We start from the raw sequence: 17,491 nt of genomic DNA on the forward strand, positions 1-17,491 counted from the left end.
ATTATAAGTCTTTTTTAATATGTATGTCAGTTTGCGAATAAGGAAATCCAATACCATTTTCACGAAAAGCTTTTTCTATCGCAAAACGAATTTCAGATTTATAAATGTCGATATAAAAATTCTGTTCGGCCCAAAATACCACGTCCAGCTCCAAACCATTGTTTCCAAAATTTCTTAAACGCACAAAAACAGGTTGGGTATTTTTCACCCTAGGGTGCGATTGTGCACACTCCGTAAGCAATTGCTTTGCAAGTTCCACATCTGTACCATAATGAATGGTAATCGGAATTTGAAAACGGATAACGCTCGTACTAAAACTCCAATTATTTACACTTTGATGCGTTAAAATGGAATTGGGTATAATTAAAGTTTTCGAGTCCCTAGTCTCTACTTTACTGGTTCGTAAATTAATTTCTTTTATTTGAGCGATAAAATTATCTTCTCCATTATAATTATGAATTTCAATGATATCCCCTACCTTATTCGACCCTTCAAACAAAAGCAATAGACCCGATAAAAAATCTTTAAAAATATCCTGCATTCCCAAACCAACCCCAACTAATAAAGCGGCGGAGCCAGTGAGTAACAGATCAATGCTTAAACCAAAACTACGTAACAATATAATGATGGCAATGGTGTAAATAACGTACTTTGCCAATTGAATTACAACGAACTCTGTACCCTTATCTAACTGTACCCTTTTAGAGATGTTTTTATGGAAATAAAGCTTTAAAAAATTAACCAGTAGCTTAGCAATAAACACGACTAGAATTACCAAAAAGATATGATACACCGCTACGTAAAAACTTTTGACCCTAAAAAACTCAAAAGCCAAAACATTGCCAAAATCAATGTTGGAATTGTTAATATTTAAGCTTTGAAAACAACTGTAGATGACTAAAAAATAAATCACCTGTTTTATCAATTTCCACAAAGCAATTTCTCTTCCTTCAATCTTAAATTGTTTGCCTTCTAATTGCAATATTTTAAAATACCTTTTCAAGTATTTAATACACAACTTTCCGATAAGGAAAATGACTAAAAATAAAACAAAATTGATTGGCGCTAAAATAAACCCTTTATGGCTTTGGACAAAAGTTTCTGATAATTCTGGATTACTATTGATGACATTTAAAGTAGAATCACTGACACCGAATGAACGTGTATCCAGTATGGGATAATTTAATATGTCGTCCCAAATATTCATTTAAATAATTCTTCTACCTAATTTTGCGGATAAAACCAGTTTTACTTTTTCTAATTTCATTTGTCTTGTCATCAACGCATGAAAACCATCTAGGTCTTCTGAACCTATTTGTCCCATATCGTGCTGCAAGGTATTGATTTCATCCATCACTTTACAAGATTTATAAGAATAAATTGCCTCTATCACCGCCCGGTCTAAGTTATCGACTTCCCTTTTGATTTTTACTTTTTGCGTAACCCATTGGGGACTTAATTCATTTTTTTCCGATAAAATATCCACTGCTACATTCGCAATGGCTACATCTTCATTTCTTGTAAAATTCTTTTCCTCTAAAATTTTCCCTTCTTCAAAAGCCGTTTTATAGGCTTTAAATATCTCCACAAAATCAGGATGAATTAACACCATACCGTCTACCTCTAACTCATGTAAAATTAATTGGACAACACTCACTTCTACAAAAATTTCTTCCTGCTCCCCCTTATCATTTTCTTGAATTTGTTTAGTTTTAACTGAAAAGGGACCATAATTCAATAACAAACGAATTAGATCTCTTTCTTGGTAGTACAAATTATCATACTTTACCTTTTGTGGGGTAGTAATTACCGGTGGCGCATCTGTTTGATATTCTGGTGGAATTAAAGCTTCCGGTGGTGGCTCTTCATTGCCCCCAAAACTACTTGGTTGTGAAAACTGTCTTCTTTTAGCGGCCTTTTGCTCCTTGTCCCTAACTAGCTTTACCAACTCATCCACTAAAATATCTTCCTCAATATCAAAGATATTTGCACACTCCTTGGTATAAACTTGCTGTTTAATCCTATCTGGAATTAAGGCAATAGAAGATACAATATCTCGGATTAATTGCGCTTTTTTTAAGGGATCACCAGCTGCTTCTTTACTGAGTAAGTCAGATTTAAAAACAATAAAATCTTTAGCATTATCGGTAATGTAAGTACTTAATTCCTCTGTAGAAGATTTCTTAGCAAAAGAATCTGGATCTTCCCCATCTGGAAACAACACAACACGAACATTCATGCCATGTTCCAAAATCATATCAATACCTCTAAACGAAGCTTTAATTCCAGCCGCATCACCATCATATAAAATGGTAATATTGTCGGAATATCTTTTTATTAAATTAATTTGACCGCTAGTTAAAGAAGTCCCTGAAGAGGAAACTACATTTTGAACCCCGGCTTGGTGCATGGATATTACATCCGTATAACCCTCTACTAAATAACAATTATCATATTTAATGATATTATTTTTGGCGAAATATAAACCGTAAAGGATTTTACTCTTATTGTACAACTCCGATTCTGGAGAATTGAAGTATTTGGCAATTTTTTTATCTGCTTTAAGCGTACGACCACCAAAGCCAAGAATTTTTCCAGCTACACTGTGTATCGGAAACATTACCCTTCCCCTAAAAAAGTCAAAAGATCTTCCTTCTTTGGTTTTAGTTAATCCTGCTTTTTCTAAAAACTCAAGTTTGTAGCCTTTTTTTAAAGCAGTTTCTGTAAAGGCATTCGAGGTTTCAATACAATAACCCAAATTAAATTTCCGAATGATATCTTCCCGAAACCCTCTTTTTACGAAATAGGATAAACCTATTGCTTTACCACTTTCATTTTCAAATAAATTATCTTCAAAATGTTTTGCAGCAAATTCATTAACAATGGACAAATTTTCACGTATAGTAGTTGCCTGAATTTCTTCAGGAGTTCGCTTACGGTCTTCCTTTATCTCAATGCCATATTTATTGGCTAACCACTTAAGCGCCTCGACATAAGAAAAATGTTCATGCTCCATTAAAAAAGAAACCACATTCCCCCCTTTACCTGTACTAAAACATTTCCAAATTTGTTTGGCGGGAGAAATCATAAACGAAGCAGTCTTCTCGTCGGTAAAAGGCGACTTTGCTTTAAAGCTAGAACCTGCTTTTTTCATTTGCACAAAATCACCAATAACCTCTTCTACACGAGCGGTTTGAAAAATTTCATCTATGGTTTCCTTTGGTATCAATGTTTAAAAAAATAAGTGTAAACAAATTTATTAGAAATAAATCAATTTTCCCCCTATTTAAGACTTTGATTTGAGAACTTAGACAATAAAAATAGGATTATTGTATATTTGCTACATGCAAAACAAAGTAGTATTGTACGCAGCAAAACTCGAAAAATTTCTACCTCAAGAAACTACACTATATGTGGCAGAAATGATTGTAAAATATCAAGTAAATTTCACCATCAGTAAAAAAAGGAAAACCAAACTGGGTGACTATCGCTATCCATCTGGAGGTAAAGGTCACCGCATTAGCGTTAATGGCGATTTAAATCCTTATGCTTTCTTAATTACCACCCTGCATGAATTTGCGCATTTAAAAGCTTTTAAAGACTATGGCATTGCTATTAAACCACATGGATTAGAATGGAAACAAACATTTGCTCTTTTATTTCAACCTGTTATTGACCAAGACATTTTACCAACGGATATTTATTTGGCAATACGTAACTACTTGCAAAATGCTAAAGCCTCCTCTTGTTCAGATGAAGCACTATACCGCGTACTTAGAAGGTATGATGATAAAAAAGCTATATTAGTGGAACATTTAACATTGGGGAGTAAATTTATGCTTAATAATTTAATATTTGAGAAAGGTAAGAAGTTGAGAAAGTATTATCTTTGTACAAACACACAAACCAATCGGCAATACAGAGTTTTAGGTATGGCCGAAGTTCAAAAACATATTTTAGATGACAAATAATTATGCCATCATTATGGCCGGCGGAATCGGAAGTCGTTTCTGGCCTATGAGTAAAGAATCTTTTCCAAAACAATTTTTAGACGTTTTAGGCACAGGTGAATCATTGATTCAAATGACTTATAATAGACTGATAAAAGTAGTACCTGCGGAACACATATACATTGTTACCAATGAAAATTATAAAACATTGGTTATGGATCAATTAAAAATTGCATCTGGACAAGTACTAACAGAACCACTTAGAAAAAACACAGCACCTTGTATTGCTTATGCGGCACACAAGATTTACAATTTAAATCCAGACGCTAACCTAATTGTCGCGCCTTCAGATCACCTTATCATAAAGGAAGATAAATTTGTAGACATTATCAATAAAGCATTGGCAAGGTCTGAAAAAGATGATTGCTTGGTAACTTTAGGCATAAAACCTTCTCGCCCAGACACCGGATATGGTTATATTCAGTTTGATAATGAAAGTGATTTATTAATGGGAGATGTAAAAAAAGTAAAACAATTTACAGAAAAACCCAACCGAGAACTTGCAGAAATATTTGTCAAAAGTGGGGATTACTATTGGAATTCAGGTATTTTCATTTGGAAAGCAGCTACTATTATCAAAGCTTTTGAAAAATTTAAACCAGAATTAAACGCACACTTTACCACCAAAGGCAACGATTATAACACCGAAAATGAACAAGCATTTATCAATGATGCCTTTCTAGCTTGTGAAGACATTTCTATTGACTTTGCCATATTAGAAAACGCTAAAAATGTATATGTAGTATTGGCTAACTTTGGCTGGTCAGACTTAGGTACTTGGGGTAGTTTATACGCACATTTAGAAAAAGATGTGGAAGGAAATGCGGTTCAAGGAGACGGCACTTTTTTATTCGAAACAGAAAATTGTATTGTAAAATTACCGGATAACAAACTCGCACTAATTCAAGGATTGCATGACCACATTGTGGTAGAATCTGATGGTGTTTTAATGATTGTTAAACAAGAAGACGAACAAAAGATAAAAGGTTATTTAAAAGAAATGAAAGCAAATAAACCACACTTATTTTAAGTGTATTTATTCACCTTTTAATCGCTGTACAATATTGGTAGTGGAATACCCCGCTACCAAATCTATCACTTTAACACTCCCTTGGTGCTTTAAGACGAATTCCCTACCCACAATATAAGCAGCAGATGCTGTATCGGTAACACTTGGATCATAATCACCACCTTTAACCAAAACATTTGGTACGATCGTCTTGATCTCCTCAATTGGGGTATCTCCATTAAAAAGAAGCACATAGTCTACAAAAAACAAGGCGGCAAGCATTTCTAATCTATCGTCCTGTTTATTAATTGGTCTTTCTTCTCCCTTACCCTGATTTTTTACCGAAGCATCTGTATTAAGTGCAACGACAAGTACATCTCCTAAATCGGCAGCCTTTGCTAAATATTCTACATGTCCCTTATGTAAGATATCGAAACAGCCATTCGTAAAAACGATAGATTTCCCTTCCTTTTTTCTTTCAGAAACAATTAGATTCGCTTCTTCCGCATTCATCAATACTTTATGGTGCAGTTTGCTCAGTGTTTTCATCTTTGGTAATGGTTACGTTTTTAATATTGATTAAATAAGAAATTAATCCCAACACCAAAATCATTAAGTTTTGGCTTAGCCAAATGATCCAACCCAGCGCCAACCCAACACTGTGAATAGGCTTATCAAATTCTGGATATAAATAAGTAGTAATCACCAAAGCCACTAAAGCTTGGTAAACGCCAATTCCTCCTTGAACAATAATCAACCCAATCGTTCCTGCTACAAATCCCGCTAAAATCCCGCCAATTGGCATATCTCTAGTTTCAGGTAAGGCCCAGAAACTGATACCAAACATGCTTAAATACATGACCCAAATAAATATAGAATGGAAGGTGAATTTAATCGGATTCTTTGTTCTAAAAATACTTAACCCACCTTCTAAGAAACCTTTTAATAGGCTTACTACTTTCTCTCGAAAATTTGGTTTTAAAATAATTAAACCTATTAAACCTACTACACCTAAAAACAAAATCAACAGAACATATTCCTTCACACCCCAACCAGTATCGGCAGGGTTATTAGCAGAAAGCTCAGTATTTAAAACTTCCATACGAGACCTAATCAGGTCTATGTTTTCGTATTGAAAATAAATAGTAACCAAGCAAACAATCCCTAAAAACAATAAATCTACTGCACGCTCCGCAATGATAGTCCCAAATAATTTTGCGAAAGGTACTTTTTCTGTTTTTGAAAGCACTACCGCCCTTGTTGCTTCACCGGCTCGTGGAATAAATAAATTCACAAAATAACCAATCATGATGGCATGATAACTATTCCAAAAACCAATTCTTTTACCCAGTGGTTCTACCAAGTATCGCCACCTAATAGATCTTGAAATATGACTGGCTAACCCAAAAAGTAAAGAGACAAAAATCCAGCCATAATTAGCTGTTCTGACATGTTGAAACAAAGCGGTTTTTTCATCTTCATCCATGATATCATAAAAATACCAAATAAGATAAATCCCTAAAGCTAAAGGGACACCAACTTTTAATAGATTGATGAGAACTTTTTTCACTTTAATAGATTGGTGGTTTCATCCGGAAAGGCTAACATTGGCTTAAACGATTTTGCTAATTCAAAATCCATATACGCATATCCAATAATTATAACAATATCATTAACCGCTACTCTTCTAGCAGCAGGTCCATTTAAACAAATCGTTCCCGACTTACGTTCTCCTTTAATGACATAAGTCTCTATTCTTTCCCCATTATTGATATTAACAATTTGAACTTTTTCCCCTTCAATTAAATTAGAGGCATCCATTAAATCTTCATCAATAGTAATGCTACCAATATAATTTAAATCTGCTTGGGTAACTTTTACTCTATGTATTTTAGATTTTACAACCTGTATTTTCATTTCCATTTTTCGTCGTTTCTGTTGCAAAGATAAGTATTTTATAAAATGTTGAAATTAATTTTCTGACATTAAATAAGACTTTAAGAACCCATCTATATCGCCATTTAATACCGCTTCGGTATTATTATTTGTAAAATTAGTACGGTGGTCTTTTACTCTCCTATCATCCAATACATAACTTCTTATTTGAGAGCCCCATTCAATCTTTTTCTTTCCGGCCTCAATTTCCGTTCTTGCCTCTAGCTTTTTACTCAATTCAATTTCATACAACTGTGATTTCAATAACTGTAAGGCTTTTTCTTTATTTCCTAATTGGGAACGGCCTTCTGAGTTTTCAATTACAATACCTGAAGGTGCATGTCGCAATCGAACCGCAGTTTCTACCTTATTTACATTTTGACCACCTGCTCCACCTGAACGGAAAGTTTCAAAACTAATATCAGAAGGATTTATCTTAATCTCAATTGTATCATCTACTAAAGGGTAAACATAAACGGAAGAAAAGGAAGTCATTCTTTTTCCTTGCGCATTAAAAGGACTGATTCGCACCAGACGGTGTACACCATTTTCTCCTTTTAAATATCCAAAAGCAAAGTCGCCTGTAATTTCAAGCGTTACCGTTTTAATACCTGCTACATCTCCCGCTTGATAATCTAACTCCTTTACTTTATAACCACTTTTTTCTGCCCACATTAAATACATTCTCATCAACATAGAAGACCAATCGCAACTTTCTGTACCTCCAGCTCCAGCTGTAATTTGTAGTACTGCACTCAAAGCATCCTCTTCTGCGGAAAGCATATTTTTAAACTCTAAAGCTTCCAGTTTTTCAACTGTATACCTGTATTGCTCATCAATTTCCGCCTCATTGCCTTCGCCCATGGCATGAAACTCCATCAACACCTTAATGTCTTCGGTATTCGTTTTTAATTCTTCGTGAGCGTCCACCCAATATTTTTTGCCTCGGATTTTTTTCATCACTGTCTCCGCCGCTTTTGGATCATCCCAAAATGTTGGATCTTGTGTTTTCAATTCATCCTCTTTAAGCTCAAATACCTTATCCTCGATTTTTAAATAATCGTATAAATCTTTAATTCTTTGCTCTAGTTCCTTAAGTTGGTCTTGCGTAATCATGTAAATAGTATGCTTATAAAAGTGGGACAAAATTAAGAATTTTATACCAATTAAACGGTTTATCGTATTCTTTAATCAAAGAGTTCAAACAAATACACTGTTTCAATTTGAAATATTTAAATTAATTCTACTTTTGTAGCGTTATCAATAATTAAAAAAATAAGACATGAATATACCAGCTGAATTAAAATACACAAAAGATCACGAGTGGATTAAAATTGATGGAGATGTTGCTACTGTAGGAATTACAGCATTTGCACAAAATGAACTAGGTGACATTGTATATGTTGAAATTGAAACTGAAGGAGAGACTTTAGATCAAGAAGAAGTTTTTGGTTCTGTTGAAGCAGTTAAAACTGTATCTGATTTATTTATGCCAGTAAGTGGTGAAGTAATAGAATTCAATGAAGCTTTGGAAAGTGCTCCTGAAACAGTAAATTCAGACCCTTATGGAGATGGATGGATGGTGAAAATAAAATTAAGCAATCTTGCAGAAGTAGAAGCTTTGTTAAGTGCGGATGATTACAAGAATTTAATTGGCTAAATCAAATCTCACCCATCTACCTTGGGTAATTTGGTTAGTGGTAATAAGTTTTTTAAGCTTATTACCCGGTGATAGGCTACCTGAAATTAAGTTTGAATGGTTTAAAATCGACACAATGGTACATATTATCATGTATACAGTCTTGTCTTTTTTAATGCTTTTTGGATTTTGTTTTAAAAAAAATGAACCTTTTAGAAGGAAAGCTTTATATATAGTTGTAGTCTGTATAATTTTTGGCTTCGGTATTGAAATAATACAAGGAAGTTTGATTCGAAATCGATTCTTTAGTTGGAAAGATTTTATAGCAAATAACTTGGGTGTTTTTACCGGAATGTTAATTTATTATTACTACAATAAAAAAGAAATAACTTGGTAAGATTTTTGCAATATAATTTGTAGTTTTACCACAATAACAAGTTTATGGAATTAAAAAAATCAAAAGAGGCAGACTTAGAATCCAAGAAAGCTGGATTTTTAGTACTTGGTGGAATTATTGCCGGTGCGATTGTTTTGATGGCTTTTACTTACAAGTCGATTGTCATTAAACCTATCCCAAAGGAAATTGTTAAGCAAGAAACGGAAAAAGAGGAAATCATTGAGGAATTTTACCAAAATGAACCACCACCGCCGCCACCGCCAGCGCAAACACCACCTCCTGTTGTTACAGAAGTGGAAGAAGTGGAAGATGATGTAATCATTGTTCCTCCTCCTATTATTGATGACGATTTAAGAGACATGGATTTTGAACCGGATGAACCTGTAAAGGTAGAAAAGAAGGTGATTTATGACGTGGTAGGTGTTCAACCTGAATTCCCAGGTGGAGATTTAGAAATGATTAAGTTTATTCAAGAAACATTTGAATACCCAGAAATTGCAAGAGAGATGGGTGAACAAGGTACTGTTTATGTTGAATTTGTAATCAATAAAGATGGATCTATAGAAGATGCTAAAGTAGTAAAAGGAGTATCACGTTCTATTGACAAAGAAGCATTAAGAGTAGTTAAAAAAATGCCAAACTGGAAACCAGGAGAACAAGCAGGTAAAGCTGTAAATGTTCGTTATACTATTCCAATTAAAGCAAGACTAGGATAAAATAATTTTTATAGTATTTAAAACCTTCTTTGTTTTTTCAAAGAAGGTTTTTTTATTTTTACACCATGCACATGGAAAACGCCACCTCTCTTATACCGTTTATTGATTTAACCTCTCTAAATACGCAAGACGATTACACGTCCATAACGGCACTGATTCAAAAAGCAAACAAAGGTTTTCATAAATTATATCCAGCGGCGGTATGCACCTATCCAAAATACACCCATCAACTAGAAGCCCTTCGACCGGAGATTAAAAAATGCGTGGTTAGTACCTATTTTCCTTCCAGTCAAGCACCACTCCAATTAAAATTACAAGAAATTGATTTCCTTAACCAAACGAACATAGATGAAATAGACATTGTTTTATCGGTTGGTGAATTCTTAAGTGGCAACCACCTCGAGGTAAGCCAAGAACTGCTAGCCATTAGAAAAAAAACAACTAAAACAATAAAACTGATTCTTGAAACAGGCATATTAGACAGCAAGAAAAACATACAATTGGCCGCACAGATAGGCATGGATACTGGAATGGATTTTTTAAAAACCTCTACAGGTAAAACACCCATAGGCGCCACAATAAATGCAGTAAGTTACCTGGCAGAAACCATCAGTAAAACTCAAAGCAAAACAATTGGCTTAAAAATTGCTGGAGGTATTCGAACTCCTCAACAAGCAATAAGTTTTATTACAGCAATAGAAAAATATTTAGGACCAGCTTTTACTCACCCCGCTACTTTTAGAATAGGAGCAAGTAGTTTATACGACACCCTCATCCACCCAAACAATGACTGAAGAAACCATTAAACTTTTAATAAAAGCAGTTCGAACTGCTAGCGAAGAGGTTTTAAAAATATATGCCGAAGATTTTGCCGTAGAAATAAAACCAGACCATTCACCAGTAACTATAGCCGACAAGCTATCTAGTAAAATTCTGGTAAAAGCACTTAGCCCATTGGGCATTCCAATAATATCGGAAGAAGAAGAAAAAATGAGCTATAAGGAGCGAGAAAACCTCCCCCAAATTTGGCTAATAGATCCGGTAGATGGTACCAAAGAATTCATCAAAAAAAATGACCAATTTTGCATTAATATTGCCTTAGTGGAAAACGGAAAAGCAACATTTGGCATGATTGCTAGTCCAACTGAATCTCGCATCATCTTTGGTGGAAAAGAAATAGGTGCATTTGAAATTCCATACACAACAGATGACCCATTAAACGAAAAATGGCGTGTAAAATTTAAAAATAACAACAAAAACAAAGTAATAATCCATTCAAATGGTGGTTTTTCTGGAACAGTTGTTAAATTTGTCAGAAATTTAGAATTAAAATACGGGCCACTTAAAGTAATAAAAAAAGGAAGTGCACTGAAGTTTTTTGATTTGGTAAGGGGAACTGCCGATTTTTATATCAGATTGGCACCAACAATGGAATGGGACATTGCTGCAGGACAAGCTATCTACGAAGCTGTAGGAGGTGAAGTTTTACACATTGAAACATTACTGCCTTTAACCTACAATAAACCTCAATTAAAAAACCCTTATTTTTTAGCAAAAAAGAAAAATTTAACTTTATAAACATGAGTAATAAAATTGCATTAATAACTGGAATAACTGGACAAGATGGTGCTTATTTAGCAGAACTATTATTAGAAAAAGGATATGAAGTTCACGGTATCAAAAGAAGAAGTTCACTTTTTAATACCGATAGAATTGACCATCTTTATAAAGACAAACACCAAGAAGGTGTAAAATTGTTTTTACACTTTGGTGATTTAACAGATTCTACCAACCTTATTCGTTTAGTGCAAGAAATTCAGCCAGATGAAATTTACAACTTGGCGGCAATGTCTCATGTAATGGTTTCTTTTGACACACCAGAATATACTGCAAATGCAGATGGTATTGGTACGTTAAGATTATTGGAAGCGATTAGAATATTAAAAATGGAAGATAAGGTTAAGTTCTACCAAGCATCTACTTCTGAACTTTATGGAAAAGTAGTAGAAACGCCACAGTCCGAAACAACGCCATTTTACCCAAGAAGTCCATATGCAGTTGCTAAAATTTATGGCTTCTGGATTGTTAAAAATTATAGAGAGGCTTACAATATGTATGCTTGTAATGGTATTTTATTCAACCATGAAAGTCCCCTACGTGGAGAAACTTTTGTGACGAGAAAAATCACCAGAGCAGTAGCTAAAATAAAATTAGGCCTACAAGAAAAATTATACTTAGGTAACTTAGACGCAAAAAGAGATTGGGGTCATGCGAAAGACTATGTGAGAGGAATGTGGTTAATGTTACAACAAGAAGTTGCGGACGATTATGTACTTGCTTCTGGCGAGACACATCCGGTTAGAGAATTTGTAGAATTGGCATTCAAAGAAGTAAACATTGCTATTAATTGGGTAGGTGAAGGTGTAAACGAAAAAGGTTTAGATGCTGCCACTGGAAAAGTTTTAGTAGAAGTAGATGAAGCTTATTTTAGACCAACAGAAGTAGAATTATTACACGGTGATGCGAGTAAAGCAAAACGTGAATTAGGATGGGAACCAGTATACACTTTTATGGAACTGGTACAAGAAATGATGAAAGCTGATATGGCATTGTTTAAAAAAGACAAATACCTTCAAGATGGTGGTCACAAAACATTAAACTACCACGAATAATGAAAAAAGAAGCTAAAATTTATGTCGCTGGCCATAGAGGTATGGTTGGTTCGGCAATTGTGAGAAGATTAAAGAAAGAAGGCTACCAAAATATTGTTACCCGTACCTCTAAAGAACTTGACTTAAGACAACAGTCTGCTGTTAATGACTTTTTTGAAACGGAAAAACCAGCTTATGTATTTTTAGCGGCAGCAAAAGTTGGCGGCATTCAAGCAAACAATACTTACCGGGCTGACTTTTTATATGACAATTTGATGATTTCCACCAATATCATCCATGCCGCACATGTTAACGAAGTCAAAAAATTATTATTTTTAGGTTCTTCTTGTATTTACCCTAAACTAGCCCCCCAACCATTAAAGGAAGCCTATTTATTGAGTGGGATTTTAGAACAAACCAATGAGCCTTATGCCATTGCTAAAATTTCTGGCATTAAAATGTGTGAAACTTACCACGACCAATATGGCGCGGATTTTATTTCTGCAATGCCAACTAACTTATATGGTCCAAATGACAATTATGATTTAAATAATTCTCATGTTCTTCCTGCGTTGTTAAAAAAATTCCACCAAGCTAAAATCACCAATCAAGCTACCGTAGAAATCTGGGGCACTGGTTCGCCATTACGTGAATTTTTACATGTAGATGATTTAGCGGAAGCATGTCTATTTTTAATGAACAATTACAGCGACAAAGAATTCGTAAATCTAGGATCTGGAACAGAAATTTCCATTAAAGATTTAGCACTTCTAATTAAAGATATAGTTGGGTACACTGGTGAATTAAAGTTTAATACCGACAAACCGGATGGTACGCCAAGAAAATTAATGGATGTCTCTAAATTAGCAGATATGGGATGGCAATATTCTATTGAATTAGCTGACGGTATTCGTGCTGTTTATGAATCGGTGAAAAGTAATGGTGCTTTAGAATAATCTACTTTTAACATGTTACAAGAAATACATTTAAAATACCGTTCCCTAAAATTATTTCTTGTAACTGGATTTTTCTTTTTGAATTTCTATTCATTTTCTCAGCTCAATATTGCAAACGTTAGAAATTATAACCAAACGATAGACATCCTTAATTCAACCGACTCAAGCGTAAATTACAATCAATTACAGACAAGTATTCGGCCCATTCTTGAGACCAAAGTAAATACTACCGCTTTGTTTAAAGACGAAGGTGAGTACTATTATTGGATAACACAAAAGCTATTTAAAGAACATTTTTTAATTTTTAAAGGAGATGATTATAGCTGTACAGTCGACCCTATTCTTGATTTAAATCTTGGTTACGAAAACAATTCACAGCAAATTGAAAATGGCTTAAAGACTTGGAACACCAGGGGTGTAAATATTAAAGCAAAATTTTTTAATAAATTTGCCTTTGAAACTGCGATCTACGAAACCCAAGCTAGCTTATTAAATTACCAAGCGCAATATGTAGATGCACATGGTGAATTTTACCCTAACGGCAACTCTTACAAACAGCAAAACGCCATCATTCCTAGTTACGCCAGAACAAAGCCATTTAAAGAAACTGGGTATGATTTTGCATTTGCAACTGGGTACTTTAGCTATACCCCAACAACATGGCTAAATATACAAGCTGGAAATGGCAACCAATTTATTGGAAATGGTTACCGCTCCTTACTATTGTCCAATTTCACGGTTAACTACCCTTACATCAAACCAGAATTTTCCTTATTCAAAGGACGTTTGCAGTATACACTTATTTACGCCTCTTTACAAAACTTATATCGCTTACCCTACTCAAATAGTCCAGAGGCGAATTATGAAAAAAAAATGAGCACGACCCATTTTGTAAACTTTGCGCTCAATAAAAATATACAAATAGGATTTTTTGAAGGAAACATTTGGAATAGAACCGACTCTTTGGGAACAAAAAAACTGAAAGCAGCAAGTTTTAATCCGATTCTTGGTGTAAACTCACTATTAGTGGAAGACAACAACTACAATAGCATTGGTGGAATTAATATAAATGCTAGGTATAAAAAGTCTATGATTTATGGGCAATTATTACTGGACCATTCCAGTATTGCAGGAACACAAATAGGGTTGAAATTTTACCATGTGATGACCCAAAACCTACACCTACAATTTGAATTTAACCAAACCAAAGAAAACGCATACACAGCCAACAACAAAAGACTTAATTACTCCCATTCCAACCTCCCTTTGGCACACCCTTATGAATCGGGGTTTAAAGAATTAATTGGCATACTCGATTACAATTGGAAACGCATTTACTTACAAGCAAAATTTATTTATGCCGAAAAAGCCAGTATAAGCAACACTGAAAGTTTACCTACTATACTTTTAGCCAACAACCAAATTCAAGATATAGACCAAGAAAACACTTGGCATCAGCAATTAGAAGTGGGATATAGATTTAATAAAAAATACAACTTGGAATTGTTTTTTGGAAACTTACTCAGAATTAGTACTGATAAACAGGGAGAAAAGACAACAAATTTTACTTACTTTGGCGTTAGGACTAACCTTAACCCGAAACAATTCGATTGGTAAATGAATACATATCATTACATACTTGCCTTTATAAGCTCATTTAGCGTGGTACTTTTAGCAACGCCTTCATTAATTAAGGTAGCTAAATTAAAACACTTGGTTGACGAACCTTCTGAAGACAGAAAATTGCACAAGAATAGCATACCAACTATTGGAGGTGTTATTATTTTTAGTGCTTTTATGTTCTCCTGCTTCATCTGGTTTCCTGATAATGAAAATATTGGCAAACACATAAGTCCCTTCTTTTATTTAATGGGGAGTTTAATACTACTATTTTTTGTTGGCGTAAAAGATGATATTATAGGCACCTCACCGAGTAAAAAATTAATGGCCCATCTTGTGGTTGGTTTTATTTTAGTTGGCATGGGGGAAATTGATATTGACTCCTTTTACGGCATATTTGGAATGGACATAATTTTACCAGCATATGCAAAACTCATTATTTCCATATTTGTTTATATCGTGATTGTTAATGCGATTAACTTAATAGATGGTATTGATGGTTTAGCTTCTGGTGTTGGACTAATCATTTCCATCACATATGGTATTTGGTTTTACTATTCTGGGGATGTACATTGGGCAATTGTTGCTTTTTCATTAGCTGGATCCTTATTGGGTTTTTTGATTTTTAACTTTAATCCCGCCAGAATTTTCATGGGAGACTCTGGGTCATTAACCATAGGAGCAATAGTATTTGTTTTAACAGTACAAATCATCAGCTCTAATACAACACATTTACCGGTACCTTTTTCTCATATTTCTACTCCAGTTTTTGTAATTGGGGTATTAATTTATCCTTTATTAGACACACTTAGAGTTTTTGTCCTACGAACACTCGAGGGCAACTCTCCTCTATCTGCGGATAGAAAACACCTACACCATAAACTACAAGACAAGGGTTACGGACATAAAAAAATTGTCCTTATTATTTATTCATTTAACATTTTAAGTATAATATTGGTAAGTCTTATCCCCATTGATGACCCTACCATACAGCTTTTAATTTTACTTTCATTTGCTATGCTATTCACAGCCGCAGTTACATTAACAGATAAAAAAAAGCATGCCTAAATTACTTGTCTTCTTTTTTTTATTCCTTTCCATAACTGGATTCAATCAAAAAATTGGGGTTCAAGACTTAAATTATAGGAATTACTTTTCCACCAGTACTTTTTACCAAGCCAATGTAAAACACACTAGCGTTAAACCATATTTAACCAGTAATAATACAGACACCAGTCTAACTGTTACCAAAATTCAATACAGAAACAAATATTTTTCCATACAACCCATTGCCAACTTAAACATAGGCACCGAAAATTTCGACCATTTATACACCACCTTAGGCGCTGGCGTTAAACTAGAGTTAAAAGGACGTAAATGGTATTTACAGTCACACATTCTACCATATTTCCAACAAGGCTCTTATTTGAGCGACAGTCTACAAAAATATGCTGCGATAGACATTGGCACAGGAAGAAGCATTGGCAATTCTATTTTTTTAAACAGTAATATAATTGGTGTTTTCCAACCCAATTCCCATTTCACTTTTTTGGGCGGGTATGGTAAAAACTCATTTGGAGAAGGTTATCGCTCCCTTTTACTTTCAGACAATGCTGCTGCCAATCCATTTGTTAAAATGGAATTAGATTTTTGGACCATAAAATACGTGAGTTTAATGCAGGTTTGGAAAGATTATTCCCAAACACCTTTTAAAAAAGAGAACGACATCATAAAGCTTTCTGCCATGCATTATTTAAGTTGGAATATTTCAAAAGAATTCAACTTTAGTGTATTTGAAACAGTAGTTTGGCAAGGAAAAGATTCCTTAACTATTCGTTATTTAGAGCCAAATTATTTAAATCCATTTGTACTATACCGTCCAGTGGAATATGCACAAGGTTCGGCGGACAATGTTTTAATTGGTACAAATCTTTCTTTTAAGCCAAATACCTACACTACATGGTATACCCAATTGCTCCTTGATGAGTTTTACTTAAAAGAAATTCGTGCTGCGAATCAATGGTGGGCCAATAAATTTGCCGTACAAATAGGTGCAAAAACCTCCCGTTTTTTTATAGATAATCTTTATGCACAAGCAGAATTTAACCTTGCAAGACCCTTCACCTATTCTCATAAATCCAGTGCACAAAGTTATGGACATGCCAATGCCAGTGTTACCCATCCTGTTGGCGCAAATTTCATGGAATTAGTTGCTATTTTATCTTATGCTAAAGCAGGCCAAAGATTAACGTTAAAAACTAATTATATAGCTTATGGAACCGACAGTTCATCCATAAGCTATGGTCAAAATATATTTAATTCCTACGCCAACCGAGATGGCAATTACGACCAAAAAATAATGCAAGGCGAAAAGTTTAACATACTTAATACAACACTACTGTATGAACTTCCTTTAAAATGGATACAAAACACTTATCTGACTTCTTCTATCAATTTAAGACTTGCCACTAACCGCAACAATTTACAAAGTCGTTCTTCATTTGAAATTGGTATTAAAACTCGGATTTGGAATAAATACCAAGATTATTAATTAAAGT

General features: G+C 34.2%; 18 protein-coding genes. 12 read left to right on the forward strand and 6 right to left on the reverse strand.

The features are described 5' to 3' along the window. Nucleotide 1: 1 nt before the first annotated feature. Nucleotides 2–1,207 carry a mechanosensitive ion channel family protein gene (locus DNU06_RS09570; RefSeq protein ID WP_111063070.1) on the reverse strand — a complete coding sequence of 402 codons (1,206 nt, stop codon included), beginning with the start codon at nucleotides 1,205–1,207 and terminating at the stop codon, nucleotides 2–4. Next, nucleotides 1,208–3,229 carry a DNA primase gene (gene dnaG / locus DNU06_RS09575; protein WP_111063072.1) on the reverse strand — a complete coding sequence of 674 codons (2,022 nt, stop codon included), beginning with the start codon at nucleotides 3,227–3,229 and terminating at the stop codon, nucleotides 1,208–1,210. Between the two features lie 115 nt (nucleotides 3,230–3,344). Between dnaG and DNU06_RS09580 the strand changes: the two genes are divergently transcribed. Beyond that, complete coding sequence (locus tag DNU06_RS09580; protein ID WP_111063074.1) at nucleotides 3,345–3,971, forward strand: SprT-like domain-containing protein; 627 nt, start codon at nucleotides 3,345–3,347, stop codon at nucleotides 3,969–3,971. Beyond that, the gene (locus tag DNU06_RS09585) at nucleotides 3,961–5,040 is read left to right on the forward strand and encodes a mannose-1-phosphate guanylyltransferase (protein ID WP_111063076.1); all 1,080 of its coding nucleotides are present in this window, start codon (nucleotides 3,961–3,963) and stop codon (nucleotides 5,038–5,040) included. Before DNU06_RS09580 ends, DNU06_RS09585 begins: the two co-directional genes overlap by 11 nt. Before the next feature lie 6 nt (nucleotides 5,041–5,046). Here DNU06_RS09585 and DNU06_RS09590 read toward each other — a convergent pair whose 3' ends face one another. From DNU06_RS09590 to prfB, 4 genes are read right to left on the reverse strand one after another with little or no spacing between them, the layout of a single operon-like run. Beyond that, nucleotides 5,047–5,568 (reverse strand): adenylyltransferase/cytidyltransferase family protein, encoded by a 522-nt coding sequence (locus tag DNU06_RS09590; protein ID WP_111063078.1) that lies wholly within the window; start codon nucleotides 5,566–5,568, stop codon nucleotides 5,047–5,049. After that, complete coding sequence (locus DNU06_RS09595) at nucleotides 5,540–6,589, reverse strand: lysylphosphatidylglycerol synthase transmembrane domain-containing protein (RefSeq protein WP_111063080.1); 1,050 nt, start codon at nucleotides 6,587–6,589, stop codon at nucleotides 5,540–5,542. The genes DNU06_RS09590 and DNU06_RS09595 overlap by 29 nt, the downstream gene beginning before the upstream one ends. Beyond that, nucleotides 6,586–6,936 (reverse strand): aspartate 1-decarboxylase, encoded by a 351-nt coding sequence (gene panD, locus DNU06_RS09600; RefSeq protein ID WP_111063297.1) that lies wholly within the window; start codon nucleotides 6,934–6,936, stop codon nucleotides 6,586–6,588. Before panD ends, DNU06_RS09595 begins: the two co-directional genes overlap by 4 nt. A 54-nt stretch (nucleotides 6,937–6,990) precedes the next feature. Next, a complete protein-coding gene (prfB, locus tag DNU06_RS09605; protein ID WP_111063082.1) occupies nucleotides 6,991–8,070 on the reverse strand; it encodes a peptide chain release factor 2 in 1,080 nt (359 codons plus the stop codon). 166 nt (nucleotides 8,071–8,236) lie between these two features. Here prfB and gcvH point away from each other — a divergent pair, with 166 nt between their 5' ends. From gcvH to DNU06_RS09655, 10 genes are all read left to right on the forward strand, one after another. Beyond that, nucleotides 8,237–8,614: a glycine cleavage system protein GcvH gene (gene gcvH, locus DNU06_RS09610; RefSeq protein ID WP_111063083.1), complete on the forward strand. Its 378-nt coding sequence runs from the start codon at nucleotides 8,237–8,239 to the stop codon at nucleotides 8,612–8,614. Further along, complete coding sequence (locus DNU06_RS09615) at nucleotides 8,607–8,990, forward strand: VanZ family protein (protein ID WP_111063084.1); 384 nt, start codon at nucleotides 8,607–8,609, stop codon at nucleotides 8,988–8,990. The genes gcvH and DNU06_RS09615 overlap by 8 nt, the downstream gene beginning before the upstream one ends. A gap of 44 nt (nucleotides 8,991–9,034) precedes the next feature. Continuing rightward, the gene (locus DNU06_RS09620) at nucleotides 9,035–9,706 is read left to right on the forward strand and encodes an energy transducer TonB (RefSeq protein ID WP_111063086.1); all 672 of its coding nucleotides are present in this window, start codon (nucleotides 9,035–9,037) and stop codon (nucleotides 9,704–9,706) included. 71 nt (nucleotides 9,707–9,777) lie between these two features. Then, complete coding sequence (deoC, locus tag DNU06_RS09625; RefSeq protein ID WP_158526866.1) at nucleotides 9,778–10,500, forward strand: deoxyribose-phosphate aldolase; 723 nt, start codon at nucleotides 9,778–9,780, stop codon at nucleotides 10,498–10,500. Beyond that, entirely contained in the window at nucleotides 10,493–11,284 is a 792-nt protein-coding gene (locus DNU06_RS09630; RefSeq protein WP_111063090.1) for a 3'(2'),5'-bisphosphate nucleotidase CysQ family protein, read from the forward strand. Before deoC ends, DNU06_RS09630 begins: the two co-directional genes overlap by 8 nt. Before the next feature lie 2 nt (nucleotides 11,285–11,286). Next, nucleotides 11,287–12,378, forward strand: coding sequence for a GDP-mannose 4,6-dehydratase (gene gmd / locus DNU06_RS09635; protein WP_111063091.1), 1,092 nt, complete (start codon nucleotides 11,287–11,289; stop codon nucleotides 12,376–12,378). Beyond that, entirely contained in the window at nucleotides 12,378–13,313 is a 936-nt protein-coding gene (gene fcl, locus DNU06_RS09640) for a GDP-L-fucose synthase (RefSeq protein WP_111063093.1), read from the forward strand. The genes gmd and fcl overlap by 1 nt, the downstream gene beginning before the upstream one ends. Before the next feature lie 12 nt (nucleotides 13,314–13,325). Beyond that, on the forward strand, nucleotides 13,326–14,930 hold the full coding sequence (locus DNU06_RS09645) for a hypothetical protein (RefSeq protein ID WP_111063095.1): 1,605 nt from the start codon (nucleotides 13,326–13,328) through the stop codon (nucleotides 14,928–14,930). Next, on the forward strand, nucleotides 14,931–16,001 hold the full coding sequence (locus DNU06_RS09650) for a glycosyltransferase family 4 protein (protein WP_111063097.1): 1,071 nt from the start codon (nucleotides 14,931–14,933) through the stop codon (nucleotides 15,999–16,001). Further along, entirely contained in the window at nucleotides 15,994–17,484 is a 1,491-nt protein-coding gene (locus DNU06_RS09655; RefSeq protein ID WP_111063099.1) for a hypothetical protein, read from the forward strand. The genes DNU06_RS09650 and DNU06_RS09655 overlap by 8 nt, the downstream gene beginning before the upstream one ends. Nucleotides 17,485–17,491: the final 7 nt, after the last annotated feature.

Source organism: Putridiphycobacter roseus, assembly GCF_003234935.1.
In the GTDB taxonomy this organism is placed as follows: Bacteria; Bacteroidota; Bacteroidia; order Flavobacteriales_D; family Crocinitomicaceae; genus Putridiphycobacter; species Putridiphycobacter roseus.

What these genes read in the sequence shown, in the direction of transcription:
- DNU06_RS09650 (WP_111063097.1), top strand. Translation starts at nt 14,931, where the DNA reads ATGAATACATATCATTACATACTTGCCTTTATAAGCTCATTTAGCGTG.
- prfB (WP_111063082.1), bottom strand. Translation starts at nt 8,070, where the DNA reads ATGATTACGCAAGACCAACTTAAGGAACTAGAGCAAAGAATTAAAGAT.
- DNU06_RS09570 (WP_111063070.1), bottom strand. Translation starts at nt 1,207, where the DNA reads ATGAATATTTGGGACGACATATTAAATTATCCCATACTGGATACACGT.
- DNU06_RS09620 (WP_111063086.1), top strand. Translation starts at nt 9,035, where the DNA reads ATGGAATTAAAAAAATCAAAAGAGGCAGACTTAGAATCCAAGAAAGCT.
- DNU06_RS09585 (WP_111063076.1), top strand. Translation starts at nt 3,961, where the DNA reads ATGACAAATAATTATGCCATCATTATGGCCGGCGGAATCGGAAGTCGT.
- DNU06_RS09580 (WP_111063074.1), top strand. Translation starts at nt 3,345, where the DNA reads ATGCAAAACAAAGTAGTATTGTACGCAGCAAAACTCGAAAAATTTCTA.
- DNU06_RS09645 (WP_111063095.1), top strand. Translation starts at nt 13,326, where the DNA reads ATGTTACAAGAAATACATTTAAAATACCGTTCCCTAAAATTATTTCTT.
- gmd (WP_111063091.1), top strand. Translation starts at nt 11,287, where the DNA reads ATGAGTAATAAAATTGCATTAATAACTGGAATAACTGGACAAGATGGT.
- fcl (WP_111063093.1), top strand. Translation starts at nt 12,378, where the DNA reads ATGAAAAAAGAAGCTAAAATTTATGTCGCTGGCCATAGAGGTATGGTT.
- panD (WP_111063297.1), bottom strand. Translation starts at nt 6,936, where the DNA reads ATGAAAATACAGGTTGTAAAATCTAAAATACATAGAGTAAAAGTTACC.
- DNU06_RS09655 (WP_111063099.1), top strand. Translation starts at nt 15,994, where the DNA reads ATGCCTAAATTACTTGTCTTCTTTTTTTTATTCCTTTCCATAACTGGA.
- deoC (WP_158526866.1), top strand. Translation starts at nt 9,778, where the DNA reads ATGGAAAACGCCACCTCTCTTATACCGTTTATTGATTTAACCTCTCTA.
- DNU06_RS09630 (WP_111063090.1), top strand. Translation starts at nt 10,493, where the DNA reads ATGACTGAAGAAACCATTAAACTTTTAATAAAAGCAGTTCGAACTGCT.
- DNU06_RS09590 (WP_111063078.1), bottom strand. Translation starts at nt 5,568, where the DNA reads ATGAAAACACTGAGCAAACTGCACCATAAAGTATTGATGAATGCGGAA.
- gcvH (WP_111063083.1), top strand. Translation starts at nt 8,237, where the DNA reads ATGAATATACCAGCTGAATTAAAATACACAAAAGATCACGAGTGGATT.